19 protein-coding genes are annotated in these 24,637 nt (G+C 58.4%); 12 read left to right on the forward strand and 7 right to left on the reverse strand.

Going from position 1 to position 24,637, the window contains the following annotated elements:
- Window positions 1–287 precede the first annotated feature (287 nt).
- The 7 genes from IB213_RS12490 to IB213_RS12520 all read right to left on the reverse strand — a co-directional run bounded on the left by IB213_RS12490 (window position 288) and on the right by IB213_RS12520 (window position 9,936).
- Window positions 288–1,730 (reverse strand): efflux transporter outer membrane subunit, encoded by a 1,443-nt coding sequence (locus IB213_RS12490; RefSeq protein WP_192406844.1) that lies wholly within the window; start codon window positions 1,728–1,730, stop codon window positions 288–290.
- On the reverse strand, window positions 1,727–4,885 hold the full coding sequence (locus tag IB213_RS12495) for an efflux RND transporter permease subunit (protein ID WP_192406845.1): 3,159 nt from the start codon (window positions 4,883–4,885) through the stop codon (window positions 1,727–1,729). The genes IB213_RS12490 and IB213_RS12495 overlap by 4 nt, the downstream gene beginning before the upstream one ends.
- 18 nt (window positions 4,886–4,903) lie before the next feature.
- On the reverse strand, window positions 4,904–6,094 hold the full coding sequence (locus tag IB213_RS12500) for an efflux RND transporter periplasmic adaptor subunit (RefSeq protein WP_225213954.1): 1,191 nt from the start codon (window positions 6,092–6,094) through the stop codon (window positions 4,904–4,906).
- A 380-nt stretch (window positions 6,095–6,474) separates the two neighbouring features.
- The gene (locus IB213_RS12505) at window positions 6,475–7,392 is read right to left on the reverse strand and encodes an SDR family oxidoreductase (protein WP_192406846.1); all 918 of its coding nucleotides are present in this window, start codon (window positions 7,390–7,392) and stop codon (window positions 6,475–6,477) included.
- Between the two features lie 87 nt (window positions 7,393–7,479).
- On the reverse strand, window positions 7,480–8,496 hold the full coding sequence (locus IB213_RS12510) for an NADP-dependent oxidoreductase (RefSeq protein WP_192406847.1): 1,017 nt from the start codon (window positions 8,494–8,496) through the stop codon (window positions 7,480–7,482).
- A 98-nt stretch (window positions 8,497–8,594) separates the two neighbouring features.
- Complete coding sequence (locus IB213_RS12515) at window positions 8,595–9,035, reverse strand: PaaI family thioesterase (RefSeq protein WP_192406849.1); 441 nt, start codon at window positions 9,033–9,035, stop codon at window positions 8,595–8,597.
- Window positions 9,036–9,150: 115 nt separating this feature from the next.
- Window positions 9,151–9,936 (reverse strand): SDR family oxidoreductase, encoded by a 786-nt coding sequence (locus IB213_RS12520; protein WP_191721633.1) that lies wholly within the window; start codon window positions 9,934–9,936, stop codon window positions 9,151–9,153.
- 199 nt (window positions 9,937–10,135) lie between these two features.
- Between IB213_RS12520 and IB213_RS12525 the strand changes: the two genes are divergently transcribed.
- The 12 genes from IB213_RS12525 to IB213_RS12580 all read left to right on the forward strand — a co-directional run bounded on the left by IB213_RS12525 (window position 10,136) and on the right by IB213_RS12580 (window position 24,474).
- A complete protein-coding gene (locus tag IB213_RS12525) occupies window positions 10,136–10,462 on the forward strand; it encodes a hypothetical protein (protein WP_192406851.1) in 327 nt (108 codons plus the stop codon).
- A 253-nt stretch (window positions 10,463–10,715) separates the two neighbouring features.
- Window positions 10,716–11,855: a glycine cleavage system aminomethyltransferase GcvT gene (gcvT, locus tag IB213_RS12530; protein ID WP_192406853.1), complete on the forward strand. Its 1,140-nt coding sequence runs from the start codon at window positions 10,716–10,718 to the stop codon at window positions 11,853–11,855.
- Window positions 11,856–11,973: 118 nt separating this feature from the next.
- The gene (gcvH, locus tag IB213_RS12535) at window positions 11,974–12,348 is read left to right on the forward strand and encodes a glycine cleavage system protein GcvH (protein ID WP_192406855.1); all 375 of its coding nucleotides are present in this window, start codon (window positions 11,974–11,976) and stop codon (window positions 12,346–12,348) included.
- A gap of 143 nt (window positions 12,349–12,491) precedes the next feature.
- Window positions 12,492–15,362 (forward strand): aminomethyl-transferring glycine dehydrogenase, encoded by a 2,871-nt coding sequence (gcvP, locus tag IB213_RS12540; RefSeq protein ID WP_192406857.1) that lies wholly within the window; start codon window positions 12,492–12,494, stop codon window positions 15,360–15,362.
- Window positions 15,363–15,447: 85 nt separating this feature from the next.
- A complete protein-coding gene (locus IB213_RS12545) occupies window positions 15,448–17,643 on the forward strand; it encodes an ATP-binding protein (RefSeq protein WP_192406859.1) in 2,196 nt (731 codons plus the stop codon).
- Window positions 17,644–17,699: 56 nt separating this feature from the next.
- Window positions 17,700–18,308, forward strand: a complete 609-nt coding sequence (locus IB213_RS12550) for an RluA family pseudouridine synthase (protein ID WP_370551213.1) — start codon at window positions 17,700–17,702, stop codon at window positions 18,306–18,308.
- A 265-nt stretch (window positions 18,309–18,573) separates the two neighbouring features.
- Window positions 18,574–19,698, forward strand: coding sequence for a branched-chain amino acid ABC transporter substrate-binding protein (locus IB213_RS12555; RefSeq protein WP_191721627.1), 1,125 nt, complete (start codon window positions 18,574–18,576; stop codon window positions 19,696–19,698).
- Window positions 19,699–19,804: 106 nt separating this feature from the next.
- Window positions 19,805–20,731, forward strand: coding sequence for a high-affinity branched-chain amino acid ABC transporter permease LivH (gene livH / locus IB213_RS12560; RefSeq protein ID WP_191721626.1), 927 nt, complete (start codon window positions 19,805–19,807; stop codon window positions 20,729–20,731).
- Window positions 20,731–21,978, forward strand: coding sequence for a high-affinity branched-chain amino acid ABC transporter permease LivM (locus tag IB213_RS12565; RefSeq protein ID WP_192406861.1), 1,248 nt, complete (start codon window positions 20,731–20,733; stop codon window positions 21,976–21,978). The genes livH and IB213_RS12565 overlap by 1 nt, the downstream gene beginning before the upstream one ends.
- 41 nt (window positions 21,979–22,019) lie before the next feature.
- A complete protein-coding gene (livG, locus tag IB213_RS12570) occupies window positions 22,020–22,790 on the forward strand; it encodes a high-affinity branched-chain amino acid ABC transporter ATP-binding protein LivG (RefSeq protein ID WP_192406863.1) in 771 nt (256 codons plus the stop codon).
- 17 nt (window positions 22,791–22,807) lie between these two features.
- Complete coding sequence (locus IB213_RS12575) at window positions 22,808–23,509, forward strand: ABC transporter ATP-binding protein (protein WP_191721787.1); 702 nt, start codon at window positions 22,808–22,810, stop codon at window positions 23,507–23,509.
- Window positions 23,510–23,706: 197 nt separating this feature from the next.
- Window positions 23,707–24,474, forward strand: a complete 768-nt coding sequence (locus tag IB213_RS12580) for an SDR family NAD(P)-dependent oxidoreductase (protein ID WP_370551214.1) — start codon at window positions 23,707–23,709, stop codon at window positions 24,472–24,474.
- Window positions 24,475–24,637: the final 163 nt, after the last annotated feature.

Consider the following 24,637-nt stretch of genomic DNA (forward strand, 5'->3'; position numbering starts at 1 on the left):
TTGCTGCATTTTTGTTGATTTCTCTTATTTTTTCTGTAGCAGCCTGATTTATTAGAAAATGCAGCATCATTTTCTGTAGCAATGTGCGCACACTACAAGGTATGGAAGCAGCGCCCACCGGCGATGTTCAACGCCATTTCATCGCTACAGCAATTTACCGTTTGCCCGCTGCCATGTGACCTTAGCACCCAGTGCTTGACGTAAAAAGGCCGATTTGCACACCCGCGCAAATCGGCCTTTTTATTTTGCTGGGCGCCGTGCAGCATGCAGCGCCTGCCAGCACCGCATTACTGCAGCGGCACTTCCTGCCCGCCCAGCACTTTCCACAACGTGGTGCGGTTGGTTTGCTCGGCCAGGCGCAGCGTAATCAGCGTTTGCTGTGCGGCATACAGGCTGCGCTGGGCGTCCAGCACGGTCAGGTAGTTGTCAACACCGGCCTGAAACCGTGCTTCAGACAAGTCAAACGCCTTTTGCGTGGCCAGCACCATGCCCGTCTGGGCACCCAGCCGCTCTCCCCATTGCGAGCGGTCAGCCAGCGCATCGGCCACTTCCTTGAAAGCGGTCTGCACAGCCTTTTCGTACTGCGCCACCGCAATACGCTGGTTTGCGTTGGCCACCTCAACGCCAGCGCGCAAGCGCCCGCCATCAAAAATAGGCAGCCTGATTTGCGGCATGAAGCTCCACGTGCCAGTGCCGCTGCCAAACAGGGCATCGAGCTCGCGGCTGCCAGAGCCCACACTGCCCGTGAGCGAGATGGTGGGGAACATGGCGGCGCGCGCAGCGCCAATGTTGGCGTTCATGGCGCGCAGGTTGTGCTCGGCAGCCTGCACATCGGGGCGCTTGAGCAATACGCTTGATGGCAATTGCTCTGGCATCGGCAGCAAGGCCAGGTTGTTGGCATCTGCCACCACCAGCGTCTGCGCAGTGGGCAGCAAATCAGCAGCTACCACACCGCCCACCAGCAACTGCAGTGCATTGCGGTCTCGGGCTACCTGCGATGTAAAGGCAGCCACATCGGCGCGCGCAGTCTCCACCGTAGAAAGGTTTTGTGCCAGCACCAGCCCGGAGGTGGAGCCAATCTCAAACATGCGCTGGGTCAGTGCATAGGCTTTCTCGCGGCTGGCCAAGGTGTCTTTTGCCAGCTGCAGGCGTGCCATGTCGCCAGCCAGATTCAGCCAGGCGTTGCTGACGTCCGCTACCAGGCCAATTTGTACATTTCGCTGGTTTTCTTCAGACTGCAAAAAAGCCTGCAATCCCGCTTCGCTCAGATTGCGCACCCGCCCCCAGAAATCAATTTCGTAGCTGGTAAAACCAAGCTGCGCCGTAAATTGCTCGCTGATGCTGGACTGCCCACTGCTGTTGAGATCTGCACTGGTACGGCTGCGCGTGCCCTGCCCCTGCGCCGTAATGCTGGGCAACAAGTCAGCCCGTGTGATGCCGTACTGGGCCCGTGCTTTTTCGATGTTTTCTACGGCAATGCGCAGGTCGCGGTTGTGCGTCAGCGCCAGTGCCACCACTTCTCGCAGCTGGCTGCTTTGGATCCAGGCCTGCGCCTGTGCATAGCTCAGCGCGGGCGCATTCGCCACCACAGGCGTGCCCGCCTGAGCCGATACGGTCTCGGGCACACTCAGTGCAGGCTGTACAAACTTCGGGGCCAGGTTGCAGGCTGACAGTGCAACTGCAGCCATTGCTGCGGCCACCACAGGCCGCAAGGTCAAATACGTCTTCATGCGACAGGTTCCTGTGGGTTGGTAGGTGCGTCTTCAATGCGCGATCGGCTCTTGAACCAGCTGCGCACCAGCAAGAAGAACACAGGCACCAGGAACAGGCCCAGCACGGTCGAGGCCACCGTGCCCCCCAGCACCGCAGTACCAATGGCATTGCGCCCCCCAGCACCAGCGCCCGAGCCAATGGCCAGTGGCACCACGCCAAAGCCAAAGGCCAGCGACGTCATCAAAATGGGACGCAAGCGCATGCGCACAGCTTCTACGGTGGCATCAAACAGGTTCTTGCCCTGCTCTTGCAGCTGCACCGCAAACTCCACAATCAAGATGGCATTTTTGGAGGCCAGGCCCACCGTTGTCAGCAGCCCGACCTGAAAGTACACGTCGTTGGTCAGGCCCCGGGTGTAAGTGGCCAGCAGCGCACCCACCACCCCCAGCGGTACCGCCAGCATCACTGACAGCGGTACGGTCCAGCTTTCATACAAGGCGGCCAGACACAAGAACACGAACAGGATAGAGATGGCATACAGCAGCGGAGCCTGTGCACCAGACTGGCGTTCCTGCAGCGAAGCGCCTGTCCATTCATAGCCAATGCCGTTGGGCATGGTCTTGAGAATGTCTTCGACCACCTTCATTGCCACGCCCGAGCTGACACCCGGTGCGGCACTTCCCTCGAGCTCATAGGCCGGCGCACCGTTGTAGCGCATGAGCTGGGGCGAGCCATAGGCCCAGTAGGTGCTGGAGAACGCGCTGAAAGGCACCATCTCTCCGTTCTTGTTGCGCACACTCCATTTGGCAATGTCTTGCGGCAGCATGCGGTATTGCGCATCACCCTGGATGTACACACGCTTGACGCGGCCATTGTTCAAAAAGTCATTCACATAGGTGCCGCCCATGGCGCTGGAGAGCACGCTGTTGATATCGCTGTACGACAGATTCAAGGCCGCAGCCTTGCGGTCATCAATGTCCAGTCGCAGCTCCGTGGCGTCATCCAGATTGGTCGAGCGCACGCGCGTTAGCTCCGGGTGCTTGCGCGACTCGGCAATGAACTGGTTCTTGGCATCCAGCAATGCTGTGTGCCCCAGTCCATTGATGTCTTTCAGAACAAAATTAAAACCAGAGTTAGACCCCAGCCCCCGCACCGCTGGCGGCAGCAGCACAAAGATGCGGGCGTCACGAATGGCGGCCAGATCCTCGGTTGCGCGGTGTGCAATCGCTGCAGCCGATTGCGAACTCAAAGGACGATCATCCCAAGGTTTGAGACGCACAAAACCACGGGCCGAACTTTGGTCACCGCTCAGGCCCGAGACCTGGTTAAAGCTGATCACATCGGGCTGCTGCGCAAAGTACTCACGCACCTGGTCCAGCACCTCCTGCAAGCGTGCATCGGCAGCGCCAGCAGGCAGATTGACACTCACGCTGACAAAGCCCTGATCTTCATCAGGCAGAAAAGACGTGGGCAGGCGGCTCATCAGCAGCCACACCGCAGCCAGAACCACCAGGAAAATCAGCATCATGCGCTTGGCGCGTTGCAGGCTCCATGCCACCGTGCGCTGGTAACGCGCTGCGGTGGCGTCAAAGTGGTGGTTGAACCAGCGAAAGAACCGGTCATTCCAGGCCAGCAAGCCACGGCGAATGAGCTTTTCATGGCCCTGCTGCGATGGGGGCTTCAAGATGGTGGCGCACAGCGCGGGTGTCAGCGTCAGCGCGACGAATACCGAGAAGGCCATGGCCGCCACGATGGTGATAGAGAACTGGCGATAAATCACACCCGTCGATCCACCAAAAAAGGCCATGGGCACAAACACTGCCGACAGCGTGACGCCAATGCCAATCAGCGCTGAGGTGATTTCTTTCATCGACTGCCTGGTCGCTTCTTTGGCAGACAGGCCCGTCTCGTGCATGACGCGCTCAACGTTCTCCACCACCACAATCGCATCATCCACCAGCAAGCCAATGGCCAGCACCATGGCAAACATCGTCAAGGTGTTGATGGAGTAGCCCGCCACCGACAGCACGCCCAAAGTGCCCAGCAGCACCACAGGCACAGCAATGGCCGGAATCAGCGTGGCCCGGAAGTTCTGCAGGAAGATGAACATCACGATCACCACCAGCAGCATGGCCTCTGCCAGCGCCTTGACCACTTCGTGGATGGAGGCGCGCACAAAAGGCGTCGAGTCTGAGCTGACGAAATAATCGATCTCATTGGGAAAGAAAGGCTTGAGCTCGGCCAGCTTTGCGTTGACCGCATCTGACACCTGCATGGCGTTGGCACCATCGGCCAGCACAATGCCCAAACCGGCACCCACCATGCCGTTGAGCTTGGCCTTGACAGTCAGGCCATCGGCCCCCAGCTCTACGCGCGCCACATCTTTCATGGTGACCACGGAGCCATCCGGTGCCGCTTTGAGCACAATGTTTTCAAACTGCTCTACCGTCTGCAGCTTGGTGCGCGCCGTAATGGTTGCGTTGAGCTGCTGGCCTGGCACCGCAGGCAAAGCCCCCAGCTGACCGGCTGAGACCTGCGCGTTCTGGGCATTCAGCGCACTGATCAGGTCCGAAGGCATCAATGCATACTTTTGCATCAAGGCCGGGTCCATCCACATGCGCATTGCGTAGTTGGTACCAAAGACGTTGATATCGCCCACACCGTCGATGCGGCCAATCACATCCACCAGGTTGGAGTTCAGGTAGTCACCAATGTCCACCTGGTCCATGGAAGGATCGGTGGAGTAAAAGCTATAGGTAACCAGAAAATCCTGCCCGCCCTTGTTGACAAACACGCCGCGGCTTTTCACGGCATCTGGCAGCCGGTTCATGGCTGCCTGCAGCTTGTTTTGCACCTGCACCTGGGCCACGTCAATGTCGGTGCCCGGGGCAAAGGTCAGCGTGGTACGCGCACGGCCTGAGGCATCAGACGTGGAGCTCATATAGAGCATGTTGTCGATACCTTTGAGCTGCTGCTCAATGATCTGGGTGACCGAGTTTTCGACCGTCTCGGCCGAGGCCCCGGTGTACTGCGCGCCAATCGTCACGCGCGGCGGAGCAATGTCGGGGTACTGCTCCAGCGGCAGCGTAAAGATGGACAACGCCCCCGCCAGCATGATGACGATGGCAATGACCCACGCAAAAATGGGCCGGTTGATAAAAAACTGCGCCATGAACTGCGACCTTAGCTATTACTTCGAGGAGTTGGCAGCACGCAGTGCAGCGGCGGCGGCTTTGGGGTCCACTGGCTTATCAGCCGCCCGCTTGCTCAGATCAATCTCCACGGCATTGACCTGATCGCCTGGCTTGATGCGCTGAAAGCCATCAACCACCACGCGCTCTCCGGCCTGCAGGCCGCTGTCCAGCAGCCAGTTCACGCCTATTGCACGCCCCAGCTCCACCGTGCGCTTTTCGACGATGTCATCGCTCTTGACCACCAGCACACTGGGGCGCCCTGTCAAGTCCCGCGTGACCGAACGCTGGGGCACCAAGATAGCTTCGGGGGCCAGACCCGTGGGCAGCTGTGCCTGCACGAACATGCCGGGCATCAAGATGCCATCGGGGTTAGGCACCACCGCACGCAGCGTGACCGTACCCATGGTGGTGTTGACGATCAGGCCAGAGAACTCCAGCTTGCCTTCATGCCCGTAAGTGCTGCCATCTTCCAGCCGGATGCGCACGGGAACCCGGTCACCTTCCACTTTTTGATAGCGGCCTGCGGCCCAGTCATTGCGCAATTGCAGCAAATCTGCGGTGGACTGGGTGAAGTCCACGTACATGGGGTCCATCTGCACAATGGAAGTCAGCGGTGTGGTCTGGTTGGCCGTGACCAGCGCTCCAGGCGTGACGCTAGACAGACTGATGCGCCCGCTAATGGGCGCTTCAATGCGGCTGTACTTGAGGTTGATGCGGGCCGTTTCGACATTGGCCTTGGCCACTGCCACATCAGCGCGCGCCTGCTTGGCAGCGGCCTGGCTTTCGTCAAATGCCTGCTGACTGATGGCAGTAATCTTGACCAGCTGGGCATTGCGGCGTGCCGTTGCTTCCAGGGTTTGCTGGCTGGCTTCTGCCTTGGCCAACGCGGCCACTGCGCTGGCCTCTGCTGCACGCAGGCTGGATGCATCCAGCTGGTACAGGGGCTGCCCCTGCTTGACCATGCCGCCTTCTGTAAACAGCCGCTTTTGCACGATCCCGCTGACCTGAGGCCGCACTTCAGCGCTCAAGAATGCGTTGGTGCGTCCGGGCAGATCGGTATCCAGAACCTGGCTTTGCTTTTGCAAAACGACCACGCCCACCTTGGCAAATGCTGCCTGTGCCTCGGGTGCATCGGACTTGTTGCCACAAGCACTGAGCAAGGCGACTGCCAACATCACGGCGACCATGCCTGCTGTGCGTTGCAACTGCTGGTGCGCAGGTAAAAAATGATCCGGCAAACGGTCAGCGGCACGTAAAAAGGCAGAAGCAAACGTCATGAGAGCAATCAAAGATTCGGAAAACGATGCCATTCTCAGCCCGCAATGTTGCGCTTGTGTAAAGCATTGGGCGAAAAATAGGGGAAATGCATAGCAACACGCGCAGATGGAATGCGCACTCACCTCTGTTTAGCATTCACGCACGAATGTTTCCCAGTCGATGGAGCGAACAGATTTGTAACACTGCTTGGCACCGTTCACACCAACTTATTGGTGAAGTCGTCAGCAATTCACAGCCTGCATACAAAAACAGCCCCGCTCAGCGGGGCTGTTGCATGCTTCAAGCCCGGTCAGGCAGTAGGAGTGGCCCGCAACGCTGCGCGCAATTGCTCGCCCACTTCCGGGCGATCGGCAAAAGCATCGGTGGGATTGTTCATCTCCAGAATGTCATCCATGCGCGTCTTGACATTCCCCAGCGCATGCGGGTGGCTGAAGATGTAGAACTGGTTATCAGCCATGGCTGCAAACACTTTGCTGGCAATGTCTTGCGCCGTCACCTTGCCTGAGCTGACCGCCTTTTGCGACATGGCACGCGCAATCTTCTGGCTGGTGGTGACGCCCTGCGGGTTGACCACATCAGGGCGGTTGCGCTCGCTGTGGGCAATGCCAGTGGGCACAAAGTAGGGGCACAGCACGCTGCAGTGCACCTGGTCCGTCACCAGGCGCAGGTCCTGGTAAAGCGTCTCCGTCAGGCTGACCACGGCATGCTTGCTGACGTTGTACACACCCATATTGGGCGGCGCCAGCAAACCGGCCATGCTGGCGGTGTTGACGATGTGGCCCTGCCAGCTGGGGTCTTGCCGTGCTGCCTCCAGCATCATGGGTGTGAAAAGACGCACACCATGAATGACGCCCCACAGGTTCACGCCCAACACCCATTCCCAGTCGCGCACGGATTGCTCCCACAGCAAACCACCACCGCCAACACCAGCGTTGTTGAATACAAAGTGGGGAGCGCCCAAGGTGGCTTGCACCTCTGCGGCCAGTTTTTCCATGGCTTGGGCATCACTGACATCCACCTTGCAGGCCATCACCTGCTTGGCACCCAGGCTGCGCGCTTGCTCAGCGGCTTTGGCCAATGCATCGGCCTGCACATCCACCAGCACCAGGCGCATGCCTGCTTTGGCACCTATGCGCATGCACTCCAGACCAAAGCCTGAACCTGCGCCAGTCAGCACGGCGGTCTTGCCCGCCAATCCATTGAGCATGTTTGTCTCCTTTTATGACCTAGGTTTTTTTATGACGAAGGGGTGGCACGTAAAAAAGGCAGCACATGGCTGCCTTTGCGCGGTTGCTTAGACCAGTTTGACCAGTTGCTTGCCGAAGTTCTTGCCCTTGAGCAAGCCCAGGAATGCTTGTGGTGCGCTTTCAATACCTTGCGCAATGGTCTCGCGTGGGCGCAGCTTGCCTTGCGCCACCAGGGTGGCCAGCTCGGTCAGCGCCTCGGGCCACACTTGCATGTGCTCGCTGACGATGAAACCCTCTATCTTCATGCGGTTGACCAAAATCAGAGCCGGGTTTTGCAAAGGCAGGCTCTGGCCGTCGTAGCCAGCAATCATGCCGCACATGGCAATGCGCGAGAACGCATTGGCGCGCAGCAGCACCGCATCCAGAATGTGGCCGCCCACGTTTTCAAAATAGCCGTCAATACCGTTGGGGCAAGCCTCTTTGAGCGCCTTGCTCATGGACTTCACATCTGGGTGCAGCTTGTAGTCAATGCACACATCAAAGCCCAGCTCGTTGGTTGCGTAGGCACATTTTTCTGGCCCACCGGCAATACCTACGACACGGCAGCCACGGGCTTTGGCCAAGGCGGCAAAAGCACTGCCAACCGCCCCGGTAGCGGCACTGACAACCATGGTCTCGCCCGCCTTGGGGTTGATGATTTTCACCAGGCCATACCAGGCCGTGACACCGGGCATGCCCACGGCGCCCAGGTAATACGACAGCGGGACGTGCTGGGTATCGACCTTGCGCAGCATGCCGGGGGCATCGCCATCCACCACGCTGTACTCCTGCCAGCCGCCCATGCCAACCACCTTGTCGCCTACTGCGAACTTGGCGTGGCGGCTTTGCACCACCTCACCGACAGTGCCGCCAATCATGACCTCGCCCAAAGGCTGGCTGGCTGCATAGCTTTTGGAGTCATTCATGCGACCGCGCATGTAGGGGTCCAGGCTCAGGTAGTGGTGGCGCACCAGTACCTGCCCCTCTTGCAGCGCAGGCGTATCGACAGTTACGAGCTTGAAGTTGCTGACCGCAGCTTCGCCTTGCGGGCGGTTGTCCAGCAGGATTTGTTGATTGCGTGGCATGGTTTATCTCCTTTTAAATAGCTAACAGCGCTTGATGAACAAGCGTTAGAGGGCAATTTCATTCAAAGAACTCATGCCAGCGCCTGCTGGCCTGAGAGTCAATCCGTAGCAATGACCGTCTGTGTCTGGCCCGCTTTTTGGCCAGGCTTTACCGTACGCGGCATGTACTTGAAGGTACCTGTTGCATGGGTGCACAAACGACCGTCACTGTCATACACCTTGCCATCGCAGTAAGCCATGGTCTTGGTGCGGTGCAGCACCAGCCCCTTGGCTACCAAAGGGCCTCGTGCAGCTTGCATGAAGCTGGTTTTCATTTCAATGGTGACGCAGCCAAAGTCATCACTTTCCAGACTGCGTGCTGCCACTGCCATGGTCACGTCCAGCAGCGTCATGCTGGCACCACCGTGGGTCACATCAAAAGTGTTCAGGTGCTCAGGTTGGGCGGTGTAGCGCAGTTCCGATTCACCGTTCTCCATCTTGTGCAGCGTAAAGCCCAAATGGTTCACAAAGGGAATGGGATGGTTGCCAAAACTTAGCATAGGTTGTCTCCGTGGGCGCTTAAGAAATCGCCGCAAGCATAGCGGCGTGCAGCCTGTGCGCGAGACACAAAGATGTCACATTGCGGTGATGGCGACATTCTCATTGCGCGATGGCTCACCCCAGCACCGCACTCACGCCACCATCCACTGCGACCCACTGGCCGGTAATGTGCTTGCCTGCATCGCTGGCCAGCAGCACGGTCAGTCCCTTCAAGCCTTCATCGTCACCCAGGCGGCGCAGCGGTGCACGGCTGGTCATCACATCTTCGCCCATGGTGTCAATCAGCACCTCAGCCATCTTGGTGCGAAAGAAACCGGGGCAAATCGCATTCACATTGATATTGCGCGGCCCCCACTCGGCAGCCAGTGCACGGGTGAAGTTCAGCACCGCACCCTTGGAGGTGTTGTAGGCAATGGTTTTCATCTCCACCGGGTTGCCGCCCAGGCCAGCAATCGATGCCAGATTGATAATGCGCCCGCCGTGCTCGAGCATGCCTGCTTTTGCCACCGCCTGACTGAGCAAAAAGTAGCCGCGAATATTCAGGTTCATCACCTTGTCCCACGCCGCCGTGGGGTGGTCTTCTGCAGGCGCACCCCAGCTGGCACCCGCGTTGTTGACCAAAATATCTATCTGCCCCACAAGTTGCGTGGTCTCGTGCACCAGACGATGAATGTCTGCCTCATTAGCGCAATCGGCGGCAATCCACTGCGCGTTGATGCCCTGCGCTTTCAACATGTCTGCCGCCTGCTCCAGATCCCCCGCCTTGCGCGACGTAAGCACCACGCGCGCACCCGCTTCGCCCAGCGCCTGCGCCATCTGCAACCCCAAACCGCGTGAGCCCCCGGTTACCAAAGCGGTTTTGCCTTTGAGGTCAAACAGTTGTTGCACGCTGCGTGTCATAGCTTGTATCTCCTGCGATAGCTTGAAAAGTGAAGGGAAAAGTCACGGGACAGGTCTCGATTTCATTGTGCGTGGGCAACGCGCCTGCGGCCTGTCGCCATGGCGAAGCCAAAGCCTAGTGAATGCACCAAGAAAAAATTTACACAGCGCCATCAAAAAACTGTACATTCATACAGTCACTGTTGTTTTATACATACCTATGTTTGCAACCTCTACTCCCCAAGACCTGCCCTGCTTTACCGTTGCCCTGTGCGACTACCCCAGCCTGCCCGACAACGAGCGCCAGCGTGCTGAAGCGCGCTACGCCCGCACACTGGCGCGCCAGCTCGGCGGAGAGCCCCAAGTGGCCCACGCGCTGCGCACTATTGAAAGCCTGGAAGACGCGCCCCCAGAAGAGATCACCGAAGAAGTCAAAGCCATTTACCACCGCTGGATAAAAGCTGCACGCGCAGCCGCTGAGGCCGGTATGCAAGGCCTGGGCGGTGAAGACGGCTGCTACTTTGAAGTGCGTCCGCAGTCTGATTGACGGATTGACTGATTTATTAAAAAGAGAGCTGCCAACGCTTACAAGCAAACGGTTTCAGATACTTTTTCATCTAAAACCTTTTAAACACAAGCGTTGGTAGCTCCTTTTTATTTATGTTCAACGTGTTGTGCAGGCTGTCTGACTGCATCGTCCATGGGCGTTGAGGCTAGCGCTGCATCCAAGCAACAATGCGCAGCGACAAGCGCCAGCCTCGCACCTAGAATCGTTCCAACAATTGAACGAGGACGAGGCTATGACCAGTATTCCCCCGGCTGACCCTGACACGCTCGACACCCCCCTGCATGCACTGCACGAAGAACTCGGCGCACGCATGGTGCGCTTTGCAGGCTACCGAATGCCCGTGCAATACCCGCAAGGCCTGGTAGCAGAGCACCGTCATACGCGTGAGCAGGCCAGCCTGTTTGATGTCTCGCACATGGGGCAGATCAGTGTCAGCGGCCCTTCTGCCGCTGCGGCTTTGGAGCAAATTCTGCCCATTGACGTCATGGATCTCGGTCTTAACCGCCAGCGCTACGCTTTGCTGCTGGCCGAAAACGGCGGCATCCTGGATGACCTGATGGTGGTCAACCGCGGCCAGGACTACCTGCTCATCGTCAATGCCAACTGCAAGCACGAAGATCTGGACTGGATTCAGTCACACATCGGCCATGAATGTACGGTGCAAGCCCTGCCAGACATGGCCCTGCTTGCGCTGCAAGGCCCGCAAGCAGGGGCGGTGCTGCAGCGTCCCGTGCCAGCCACCAGTCTGCTCAGCTTCATGCAGGGCACACCCTTTGATTTCAAGGACGCACGCGGCTACATCACACGCAGCGGCTACACCGGCGAAGACGGCTTTGAAATCTCGCTGCCCGCCAGCCATATTGAAGCCTTTGCGCGCTGGGTGCTCAAACAGCCCGGCGTACAGCCCGCAGGTTTGGGCGCACGCAACACCCTGCGGCTGGAAGCCGGTCTGTGCCTGTACGGCACCGACATGGACGCCACCACCACACCAACCCAGGCTACGCTTAACTGGAGCATTCCCAAAGTACGTCGCACAGGCGGCCAGCGTGCCGCAGGTTTTATCGGAGCCGATGTGGTGCTGCCACAAATTGAAGGCAGCGCCCCGGTAGATACCGTGCGCGTCGGCCTGCACGCCATGGAGCGGGTGCCCGTGCGCGATGGCACGCCTTTGCACATTCCTGATGGCGCGGCCATCGGCTATGTCACCAGCGGCTCATTGGCCCCCACTTTAGATCGCCCCATCGCCATGGGCTATGTGCCACCGGCACATGCACAGATCGGCACGCGCATTGACGCTTTGGTGCGCGGCAAACCGGTTGCCATGGAAGTGGTTCCACTGCCTTTTGTAGGCACACGCTATCGCAAAAACTAGGCCGTATTGGTGCTGTAGCGCGCCACAGTCATTGCAAACCGCTAAAGTGTCAGCCATTCAGACATGCCCATGCATGTCATGACCTGCCAACGTTAATTGAGTACCGGAGTTCTACCTCATGAGCATCAAGTTTTCCAAAGAACACGAATGGATCAACGCCGCCAACCCGCAGGCGGCTGTTGTGGGCATCACTGTCCACGCCCAGGACGCGCTGGGTGATGTGGTGTTTGTAGACCTGCCCGCCGTGGGCACCACCTTCCAGCAAGGCGATATCACTGGCGTGGTGGAGTCTGTCAAAGCCGCCGCCGACGTCTACATGCCCGTGACGGGCGAAATTGTGGAAGTGAATGAAGCCCTGCGCGCCGATCCTTCGCTGGCCAATTCCGACCCGCTGAACGCCGGCTGGTTCTTCAAGGTCAAGCTCAGCGACCCCAGCCAGCTCGATGGCCTGATGGATGAAACTGCTTACGGCGACTTCGCAGCCAACAGCTAAGCGACCCAACGGCCAGATCCACCGGCTCACATTTCGATGGGTCTGCCGTTCACCCAAAGTGGCCTGATGGCGCATTGTCAGGTCCATGGGGCACGCCGCTTTGGCGACCCCTTCCCGCGCACGGCAATGAGGGAGGTTGGATGATGAATCAGCGACTGCAAGCACCCTTGTCTCAACTGCACGAGGGCGACGCTTTTGCGCGACGCCACATTGGCCCCAGTGCGCAGGACGAAGCGCACATGCTGCACACCATTGGCCTGCCATCACGCCAGGCACTGGTTGACGCCCTGGTTCCCGCCAATATTGCGCGCCATACGCCCATGGACTTGCCGCCATCGGCCACTGAATACGAAGCGCTGCAAGAACTCAAAGCCATTGCCGGTCGCAATCGCATCCTCAAAAGTTTTATTGGCCAAGGCTATTACGGCACGCACACCCCTGGCGTTATCCAGCGCAACATCTTGGAAAACCCGGCCTGGTACACCGCCTACACGCCTTATCAGGCGGAAATTTCACAAGGCCGGCTGGAGGCCTTGCTGAATTTTCAAACTATGGTGTGCGACCTTACCGGCATGCCCATTGCCAACGCCTCCATGCTCGATGAAGCCACCGCAGCAGCAGAGGCCATGGCTTTGGCACGCCGCTGCTCCAGCGCCAGCAGCAACGTTTTTCTGGTGCATCCCGACGTGCACCCACAGACACTGGAAGTGCTGCGCACCCGTGCAGAACCCATGGCCTGGAGCATTGCTTGCCCGCAAGACCATGCCGCCTTTACCACCGCATTGCTCAGCCCGCACTTTGGCGCACTGGTGCAGTACCCCAGCAGCACCGGCTCCATCGATGACTGGCGCGAAGCCGCCACGCACTGCCACAGCCACAAAGCCTTGCTGATTGCCGCCACGGATTTGCTGGCGCTGACCTTGCTGACACCTCCCGGTGAATGGGGGGCAGACATCGTCGTTGGTAACAGCCAGCGCCTGGGCATGCCCATGGGAGCGGGTGGACCGCATGCGGCATTCATGGCGTGCCAAGACGCGCACAAGCGCTCCTTGCCAGGCCGTCTGGTCGGTGTCAGTGTCGATGTGCAGGGTGCACCCGCCTTGCGCTTGGCACTTCAAACACGCGAGCAGCACATCCGCCGGGAAAAAGCCACCTCTAATATCTGTACAGCGCAAGTCCTGCCCGCAGTAATAGCCAGCATGTACGCGGTCTATCACGGCCCCCAAGGCCTGCGAGATATTGCGCTGCGCATTGCCGGACTGACTGCTGCACTGGCACAAGGGCTGGAGGAGCTGGGGCTGACACTTGAGCACGCCACCGCGTTTGACACCCTGACTGTCATTGCGCCTAAAAATGCATTAAACATTGCTACCCGCGCTTTGCTGGCAGGCGTTAATCTGCGAAAAGTCTCTGAATCCTCCCTGGGCATATCGCTGGACGAAACCAGTACCCCAGCCGATGTTGGCTTGCTGCTGCGCTTGTTCGGGGCAAGCAGCCCTGCAGTCATTGAGACATCTGCAGCACCGCGCATTCCAGCCGCCTTGCAACGCAGCTCAGGCTATCTGTCACACCCGGTCTTTCACAGCCACCACAGCGAAACGGCCATGCTGCGCTACATACGCAGCCTGTCGGACAAAGACCTGGCGCTGGACCGCTGCATGATCCCGCTGGGCTCGTGCACCATGAAGCTCAACGCCACCAGCGAAATGCTGCCCATTACCTGGCCAGAGTTTGCACAGATTCACCCTTTTGCCCCCGCCGATCAGCAGCAAGGCTACGCCCTGCTTGACCAGCAACTGCGCGACTGGCTGTGCACCATCACCGGCTACGCCGGGGTGAGCCTGCAACCCAACGCTGGTTCGCAAGGTGAATACGCGGGCCTGCTGGCCATTCGCGCCTGGCACGCATCGCGCGGCCAGCCCGATCGCACAGTCTGCCTGATTCCATCCAGCGCGCACGGCACCAACCCTGCCAGCGCGCAAATGTGCGGCATGCAGGTGGTGGTGGTAGCTTGCGATGCGCAAGGCAATGTGGACATGAACGATCTGCGCATCAAGTGCGAGGCGCACAGCGACAAGCTGGCCTGCATCATGATCACCTACCCCAGCACGCACGGCGTATTTGAAGATTCAGTGCGCCCGCTGTGCGAACTCGTACACCAGCACGGCGGCCGTGTGTATGTAGACGGCGCCAACATGAATGCCCTGGTAGGCCTGGCCGCACCCGGCAATTTTGGCGGCGATGTCAGCCACCTCAATCTGCACAAAACCTTCTGCATCCCGCACGGAGGTGGGGGCCCCGGCGTCGGCCCGGTGTGTGTGGCGCAAGACCTGGTGCCGTTCCTGCCCGGGCATGCCACCGCTGGCAAGGCCGCGCTGGTAGGCGCCGTATCTGCCGCCCCTTATGGCAATGCAGCCGTTTTACCCATCAGCTGGATGTATATCCGCATGATGGGCCCCCAGGGCCTGCGCCACGCCACTGAAACGGCCATTTTGAACGCCAACTACATCAGCGCACGCCTGCAGGAGCACTACCCTACGCTGTATGCCGGCCCTGGTGGGCTTGTTGCCCACGAATGCATTCTGGATCTGCGCCCTCTCAAGGAAACCAGCGGGGTCACGGCCGAAGACGTTGCCAAACGCCTGGTGGACTACGGCTTTCACGCCCCGACACTGTCCTTTCCTGTGCCCGGCACCCTGATGGTTGAGCCCACCGAGAGCGAACCTCTGCAAGAGCTGGATCGCTTCATTGACGCCATGCTGGCCATCCGTGCAGAAATTGAGCAAGTTGAAAACGGCACGTGGCCGCGTGATGACAACCCGCTCAAAAATGCGCCCCATACAGCATCTGTGCTGCTGCAAGAGACATGGGCGCACCCATACAGCCGCGCAGAGGCAGCGGGCACCGCAACGCTGGCTACCAAATACTGGCCCCCCGTTGCGCGCATCGACAATGTGCATGGCGACCGTCATCTGGTATGCACCTGCCCCCCGCTGGAGACTTACCTGAGTTAAGCCCCGGACCATCTGCCGCCACATTGTTCTCTGATCAGTCAAGCACTTACACTGCGGCTCTTGCTCCAGCCGCGCGCTGCCATTTATGAGTCGTCCAGACCTTTCTTTCCTGATCAACCGCGAAGACGCCCCATCACAGCCCCCATTGCCTCCTGAACTGGATGTGGCACCACTGGATGCATTGCCGTCATTCGATTTCCCGGATGAGCTGCCGGGCGATGATCCGCTGGCCGCGCTCATTGCAGAGCTGCGCAATTACCAAAATGAGCTGGAAATCCAGAACAAAGTACTGGATTACAGCCAGGCCGTAGCGGAAAGTGCTTCTGAGCGCTTTGAGGCGCTGTTTTCCAGCGTGCCCCTGCCTTTGCTGGTGCTGGATGAGCATGACATGGTCATTCAGGCCAATGCCATGGCACACAACGCATTCCAGGCGGAAGGGCATGACCGGCTGCTGGTTTCTTTTATGCCCTTTGTCTGCCCCACAGACACCGATCGGGTGGCCCAGGCCTTTCTGAGCGCCCGGGTGCAAGGCAGCAGTGAAGCCCACGAGGTCGTTTTCACGCTGGGCAGCGGCGAGCAAATTCAAGGTGACCTGCACATTGCGTGCATCCAGATTCCGCAGCGCGAGGGGCCAGCCATCGCACAGTTCATGTGCGCCGTGGTTGACCAAGGCCCCCTGCTGGCAGAACGCCATCAATTGCAAGAGCGCAATGACCAGCTGTATGCCAGCGAACGACGGCTTGAATCCGTCATCAACTCTTCGCTCGACGCCATCATTTGCGTCGACAAGGATCAGCGCATTACGGTGTTTAACCCCACCGCTGCAGCACTGTTTCTCTGCCCGGCCGCCGATGCACTGGGCAGCAAGCTGGAGCGTTTTTTGCCCGGCGCCGTTCACGCACTGGACTTTGCGCCCCTGACTACGCAAGCCATGCTGGGCGAAATGACGGCACGCACTGCCATGGGCAAAACTTTGCCGGTTGAAGTGGGCATGTCGTTTGAGCGACTGTCCGATGGCGAAGTCACCACGGTCTTTGCACGTGATCTCACCAGTCGCAAGCGTGCAGAAGCACAGCGCAGCGAGCTGGAGCTGCAACTGCGTGAATCCCACAAAATGCAAGCCCTGGGCACCATGGCTGGCGGAATTGCACACGACTTCAATAACATCGTCGGCGCCATCCTGGGCAATGTGGAGCTGGCCAAGGCTGATTGCGGCCACAACCCGCAAGCACTCGAAAGCCTGCTGGAAATTGAAAAAGCAGGTCGCCGCGCACGCGATCTGGTTCGACAGATTTTGACGTTCAGCCGCAATGAACCGCCGAAACGCTATGCCGTTCAGGCCCACGAAGTCATGCGCGATACAGAGCGCTTGCTGCGGGTTACCCTACCCCCAGCGATTGAATTGCATGTGAATGCACCGCATGAGCTGCCTTGCATGCTGGCAGACCCCACCCAGGTGGAACAGGCTCTTTTCAATCTCACGACCAATGCCGTACATGCACTGGGAGAGACACGCGGCCTGATTCGCATGGAAGCTACGCTGAGCATGTCCGAGCAGCGCATGTGCGATCGCCTGGGCCTTGCGCTGGGCGACTACATCGTCATTTCCGTACAGGACAACGGCCCGGGCATCCCCCCTGAAACCCTGCAGCGCATTTTTGAGCCCTTCTTTACAACCAAACCCGTAGGGCAAGGCACAGGGCTCGGTCTGGCGGTGGTTCACGGGGTCATGCGCACCCACGGTGGTGCTGTGGATGTTCACAGCCAGATGGGCATAGGCAGCAGCTTCACGCTGTATTTCCCCACGACCGTGGACCCAGACATTCTGGCTGATCGCCCGCCTGCGCCGCCGGCCAACTCTGCCATTAGTGCCGTCCCGCCTGCCAGCGCCACCCCCCAGGTGGATGCCCCCAAACATGTCATGTATGTCGATGATGACCAAGCCCTGGTTTCCTTGGTGCAAAGACTGCTGCGCCGCCGCGGCTATCAGGTGACTGGCTTTCTGGACCCGCGAGAAGCCACTGAGGCACTGCGCAAAAACCCGTTTTTCTACGATCTGGTGGTCACTGACTACAACATGCCCGGGTACTGCGGTGTCGATTTGGTGCGCGACTCCAAAATCATTCGACCCGATCTGCCTGTCGCGCTGGCCTCTGGCTATATCACCGCAGAAATTGAAGCCCAGGCTATTGCTGCGGGCGCGATGGCCTTGATTTACAAGCCCAATGATGTCGATGAACTGTGTGAAACAGTGGATCGCCTCATTCACCCCAAACTCTGAGTATTTTGTTCACTGCGCCCCGCCCCACTTGTCTTTATGAAGACGAGCACCTGCTTGTGCTCGATAAACCCGCAGGCTTGCTGTCCGTACCCGGGCGAGGACCAGACAAGCAAGATTGTCTGATCCACCGCGCACTGCAAGACTGGCCGGATGCTCTGGTCGTGCACCGGCTGGACATGGCAACCTCTGGCTTGCTTATTTTCGCCCGCAGCAAAGAGGTTCAACGCATTCTGGGTGACGCATTTGCTGCCCGGCAGGTGTACAAGCGCTACACAGCCATCGTGCATGGCCATGTTGCTGCAAATGCTGACAATTCCTGGAGTCTGGTGGATGCCCCCCTGATCTGCGACTGGGAGCGCAGGCCGCTGCAAATGGTTGACGCTGTAACAGGCAAACCCAGTTTGACGCAATACCGGCCCGCCTCCGATCAAGCAGGCGTTCCCGGTGGCTGCACCCGGCTGTGCCTGGAGCCTGTGACAGGGCGATCACACCAGCTCAGGGTGCACATGATGCACATCGGCCACCCGATGCTGGGCGATGCTTTGTACGCGCCCGCGCCGGTTGCAGCGCTGAGCCCTCGACTCTTTTTGCACGCCATGGAGCTGAAGTTCACGCATCCCGTGCATGGCAACCCGCTGCACATCGAAAGCCCTGCACCGTTTTAAGGCATTGCACTGCAGCGGTGCTGGTCTGGTGCAATGGTGCAACACCACAAAAATGCAGTTTTACTGCAACCATAACTACGCATTTATTTTGATTTTTCGCAGCCAAATGCAAACTTTCCTGCGCGCCTTCTCGCTATAGATACAAACCCGGTTGCGTCCTCTATGGGCTAATTTTTAAGCTTGCACCCTTAGCGTCAGGCATGCAATTTGCAGTCATCTTTTCTGAAACTGCCTGATGTAAAACTAACTAAGAGGACATTGAACCATGCGTGCTTCGTTTCGTTTGAAAACTGTTGTGGCTACTTTGGGTCTGCTTGGCGCAGCCGTGACTGGCCAAGTCCACGCACAAAATATCAAATTTGCCATGGTGATTCCCACCACTGGCCCTCTGACACAGTACGGGGACATGGTCAAGGAAGGTGTTTCCACAGCCGTTGAGCAAATCAATGCAGCGGGTGGCATCAATGGCAAGAAAATCGAATTGACGGCTGTCGATGATGCATGCGAGCCCAAGCAAGGTCCTGTAGCGGCCAACCGCGTGGTTAACAGCAAAATCGGCTACGTCATTGGCCCCGTCTGCTCGGGCGCTTCGATTGCCGCAGCACCTATCTATAACAACGAAGGCGTTGTCGTTGTTACGCCCTCTGCCACATCGCCAGCACTGACTGAAGGCAAGAACTTCCACTTCATCTTCCGCACCATTGGCCGCGATGACCAGCAAGGGCCTGCAGCAGCCAAGTTCATCATCGAAAAAGCCAAGCCAAGCAAAGTTGCTGTCTTGCACGACAAGCAGTCGTACGGGCAAGGCATTGCCTCTTCCGTTCGCGATGAACTGCAAAAGGCCAAGGTCAACGTCGCCTTGTTTGAAGGCATCAATGCCGGCGACAGCGATTACTCCGCCATCATCACCAAGCTCAAGGGCGCTGGCGTTGACTTTGTGTACTACGGTGGCTATCACCCCGAAATGGGTCTGCTACTGCGCCAAGCTTCTGAGCAAGGCCTGAAAGTACGCATGATGGGACCTGAAGGTGTGGGCAACCCTGAAGTCAACGCCATTGCTGGCAACTCTGTCGAAGGCATGCTGGTGACACTGCCTGCTGACTTTGCATCCAACCCCAAGAACGCAGCCATTGTCAAAGCGTTCGAAAGCAAGAAGCGCAATCCTTCCGGCGCTTTCCAGCTGACCGCTTATGCCGCAACACAAGCAATTGCTGAAGGCATCAAGGCCGTGGGCGACAACCCACAAAAAGTAGCTGACCACCTGCACAAGGCAACGATTGACACCGTGATTGGCCCCGTTTCCTGGAACAAGCAAGGCGACCTGAGCGCATTTGATTTCCAAATTTTCCAATGGCACAAGGACGGCAGCAAATCCATTGCAGCCAAGTAAACCGTAGCCAAAGAAATAGCCCACAGCGCTTGCCTCTAAGCCTGTGGGCTTTTCAGTTCACCGCTTGCTTTGCTGCGCCCCCCCTTTTTGTTAGACCTCCGCGCACATGAACGAATTTCTCCCCCAGCTGCTACAGCAGCTTTTCAATGGCCTCTCTCTGGGAGCCATTTACGCCCTGATCGCCATTGGCTACACCATGGTCTACGGCATCATCGGCATGATTAATTTTGCGCATGGCGACATCTACATGATCGGTGCCTATGTGGGTCTGGTCACGCTGTCTGCCGTGGGCATTCAGGGCACCGTACCCATCTGGATGGTGATTGGCCTGATGCTGATCGTTGCCGTCATCCTCACCGGCATCTATGGTTTTGCTGTTGAGCAAGTCGCCTATAAGCCTGTACGCAACAGCCCCAGACTGGTGGCGTTGATTTCGGCCATCGGTATGTCCATTTTTCTGCAAAACTGGGTTGCTCTGGGCCAGGGCGCGCGTGACATGGCCGTGCCATCCTTGCTGCCGGGCGCATTGCAGTTTGAGATGGGAAATGGCTTTGAAGTCTTTATCCCCTACACCCGTATCTTGATCATTGCCGTGGCAGTGGTGCTGATGATCTTGCTGACGATCTACATCAAGCACTCACGCATGGGCCGCGCTTCACGTGCATGCTCGCAAGACATGCACATGGCCAGCCTGCTGGGCATCAATACCAACCGCGTGATCTCGTTCACCTTCATCTTGGGTGCCATGCTCGCCGCCGTGGGTGGTGTCCTGATTGCCCTGGCTGTGGGCAAGCTCAATCCATTCATTGGCTTTATTGCTGGCATCAAAGCCTTCACTGCCGCTGTTCTGGGCGGTATCGGCAGCATTCCTGGCGCCATGCTGGGGGGTGTCATTTTGGGCGTCGCCGAGACGCTGGCCGCCGCCTACATTTCCTCGGAATACAAAGACATCGTGGCGTTCAGCCTGCTCGTGCTCATTTTGCTTTTCCGCCCCACAGGCTTGCTGGGTAAACCTGAAGTGGAGAAAGTTTGATGCAGCGTCTTCTCTTGAACCTGGGCCCAGCGCTGATGGCTGCGGTCATTACGGCTTTGGTGGTTACCCCGATTTTTGGTCTGCAGCTGCAGCGCGTAGGCGGTCAGATGAGCCTGGAGCCCCACTGGAGCTACGTGCTGTGGGCGGCGCTGCTCGTCTTTGTCGTGCAACTGCTCAAGCCGGCAATCAAAGGTGCCACCAAAAGTATTGTCTTGCCCCGCGTGCCCAGCCTGTCGCCCGGTGTGCGCAATGCCTTGATTTTTGCCACCCTGCTCATGGCCGTGTCCTGGCCGTTCTTTGCAGGCCGCAACGCAGTGGACATTGCCACGCTGGCCATGATTTACGTCATGCTGGGGCTGGGTCTGAACATTGTGGTGGGCTTTGCTGGCTTGCTGGATCTGGGCTTTGTCGGTTTTTATGCCGTCGGTGCCTATACCTACGCCCTGCTGTTTCACTGGGCGGGCTGGAGCTTCTGGGAAGCGCTGCCGCTGGCGGGCGCCGTAGCTGCCCTGTTCGGTTTTGTGCTGGGCTTTCCGGTATTGCGCCTGCGCGGTGACTATCTGGCGATTGTGACCTTGGGCTTTGGCGAAATCATTCGCCTGCTGCTGATCAATTTGAACGACTGGACGGGCGGCCCTGACGGCATCTCCGGCATCCCCAAGCCTACGGTCATGGGCTTTGAGATGAGCCGCAACGCCAGCGTGGAAGGCGGCACCACATTTCACCAGCTGATGGGCTGGGAGTTCAGCTCCGTGCACATGGTCATTTTCCTGTACCTGATGGCACTGATGCTGGCCCTGGTCACGCTGTGGATCTCCAACCGCTTGATCCGCATGCCCATTGGCCGTGCCTGGGAAGCTTTGCGTGAAGATGAGATTGCCTGCCGCTCACTGGGCCTGAGCCCTATGCGCATCAAGCTGTCGGCCTTCACCCTGGGAGCCATGTTTGCCGGCTTTGGTGGGGCGTTCTTTGCCGCCCGCCAGGGCATTGTGAACCCCGAATCCTTCACTTTTATCGAGTCAGCACTGATCTTGGCCATTGTGGTGCTCGGTGGTATGGGCTCTCAACTGGGTGTGATCGTGGCTGCCATCTTGATTACCGTGCTGCCGGAACTGGCGCGTGAGTTCTCGGAATACCGCATGCTGATTTTTGGTCTGGTCATGATCTTGATGATGGTGTGGCGTCCACAGGGGCTGTTCCCCGTGACGCGACCTCAGGTGCAAGTGCCGCAGAAAACGGCCCCTTAATACCTTCCATCCCATGCACACATTGAAGAAGAAACTCCAACATGCATAGCAGCCATTTGTTGGACGTCAAGGATCTGAGCATGCGCTTTGGCGGATTGCTTGCGGTCGATAGCGTCAACCTCGAACTTAGCGAGAAGCAAATTCTCGCCATCATTGGCCCCAATGGGGCCGGTAAAACCACGGTCTTTAACTGCATCAGCGGCTTCTACACGCCCACCAGCGGCAGCGTGATTTTGCAGGGCCAGAGCATTGCCGGTTTAGGCAGTCACACGGTGGCGCGCAAAGGTGTCGTCAGAACGTTCCAGAACGTGCGTTTATTCAAAAGAATGACGGCCCTGGAAAACCTGCTGGTTGCACAGCACCAGAAGAACCGGGCATCGGTTTTGGCCGGACTGTTCAACACCCCCAGCTTTCGCCGCCAGGAGTCAGAAGCCATGGAGCGCAGCCTGCACTGGCTGGACTACATGGGCCTGCGTGAATTTGCCAACCGTGAGGCCGGCAACCTGGCCTATGGCCACCAGCGCCGTCTGGAAATTGCGCGCTGCATGATCACCGAGCCCAAGGTGTTGATGCTGGACGAGCCAGCAGCGGGCCTGAACCCCCAGGAAAAGCTCGACCTGCAAGCCCTGATCCGCCAGTTGCGTGACCAGTATGGCGTGGCCATTTTGCTGATCGAACACGATATGGGTCTGGTGATGGGCGTGTCTGAGCGCATTACCGTCATGGAATATGGCAAGCCCATTGCCCATGGCACGCCGCAAGAAGTGAGAAACAATGAGCGGGTCATCAAGGCCTATCTGGGAGAAGCCTGATGACGCAATCCAACCCCATGCTCAAGCTTGAGCACATCAGCACCCACTACGGCTCTATCTGTGCGGTAGACAAGGTGTCTTTGCATGTGAACCAGGGTGAGATTGTCAGTCTGATCGGCTCCAACGGTGCGGGTAAAACCTCGCTGCTGATGACCGTCTGCGGCAACCCGCGCGCCACCGGTGGCAGTATTCACTTTGAAGGCGAAGACATCACCAACCTGGCCACGCACCACATCATGCAGCGCGGCATTGCCGTCTCTCCGGAAGGTCGCCGTATTTTTCCGGACCTTACGGTCGTGGAGAACTTGCAGATGGGCGCTTTCTTCCTGAGCAAGCAAGACATTGAGGCGGGCATTGAGCATGTGTTTCACCTGTTCCCGCGCCTCAAAGAGCGCGCGCCCCAGCGGGCAGGCACCATGTCCGGTGGCGAGCAGCAGATGCTGGCCATTGGCCGCGCCCTGATGTCCAAACCCCGCTTGCTGCTGATGGATGAGCCCACACTGGGCCTGGCGCCGCTGATCATTGCGCAGATTTTTGACATCATTCAAACCATCCGCAGTGAAGGCGTGACCGTTTTCCTTGTCGAACAAAATGCCAACCGCGCCTTGCAAATTGCAGACCGCGGCTACGTGCTGGAGACCGGCAAGCTGGTGCTGGAAGACACCGGCGCCAACCTGCTCAAGAACGACGCAGTGCGCAAAGCCTATCTGGGCGGGTAAAGGTCATTCAATAAAAAGAGCTACCAATGCTTGCTGATGCTAGCTTTCAGAACGTATTCATACTGAAAACAAGCACTGGCAAGCGCTGGTAGCTCTTCTTTTACGAATATCACTTCACCCACCACCCGACCCGCGCTGTCAGCGCTGTCGAGCGAAGGTTTGCTGTAAAGGCAAAACGCAAAGCTGCAGGCAGTACGATGACAGCCATGAAACCTCAGCTCTACATCCTCACTGGTGGCTCACGCGGCATGGGTCTGGCCATGGCCCGCCAAATTCTCAGCCAGGGCCACCACCTGCTGACCATTGCACGCCAGCGCAATGAAGATTTGGATTTGCTCGCCCAGCAGCATCAGGCCCAGCTCAGTCAATGGCAGCATGATCTGGCCGAGCCATACGCTGCCGCCGAGCAATTGCAGCAGTGGCTGGGCACGCACCATGCACAAAACTTTGACCGCGTGGTGCTCATCAACAATGCCGGCGTCATTCCGCCCATTGCCCCACTGTCCCACACCGACTGGGCCGCTATCAGTCAGGCCCTGCGCGTAGGTCTGGAAGCGCCCATGATCCTGACTTCCGCATTCCTTCAAGCCACACAGGAATGGGAGATTCAGCGCCAGGTACTCAACATCTCCTCGGGTTTAGGCCGCCGTGCGATTGCCTCACAAGCAACCTACTGCGCAGCCAAAGCGGGCATGGACCATTTTTCTGTATCCGTGGCACTGGATGAAGCCGCCAAACCTAATGGGGCCAAGATCTGCTCACTCGCACCCGGCGTGATCGACACCGACATGCAGCTGCAATTGCGCAGCGCCAGTGCGCAGGCTTTTCCAGATGTGGATCGGTTTGCCAACCTCAAGCAAAGCGGAGCGCTGACCTCGGCTGAAGATGCTGGCGCTCGCGTTCTGGCATGGCTCGATCGTGCTGACTTTGGCCAGCCTGTAGTGGCCGATGTCCGGCAGGCTTGAGCCCAAGCCTTGATGCCCAAACGGAATGCATTTTTTGTTCGTTTTGAATTCTCTTTGAGCATTCCAGCGCTAATATCGACGATTCCCAAGAACCTGTTTGCGCCAAGTGGGCCACACAGCGCTGCACCACCCGATCGGTGGTAGCAGCCCGTGATCAACCTGC

It is taken from the genome of Comamonas sp. CMM02, from assembly GCF_014851485.1.
Lineage (GTDB): Bacteria > Pseudomonadota > Gammaproteobacteria > Burkholderiales > Burkholderiaceae_C > Comamonas > Comamonas avium.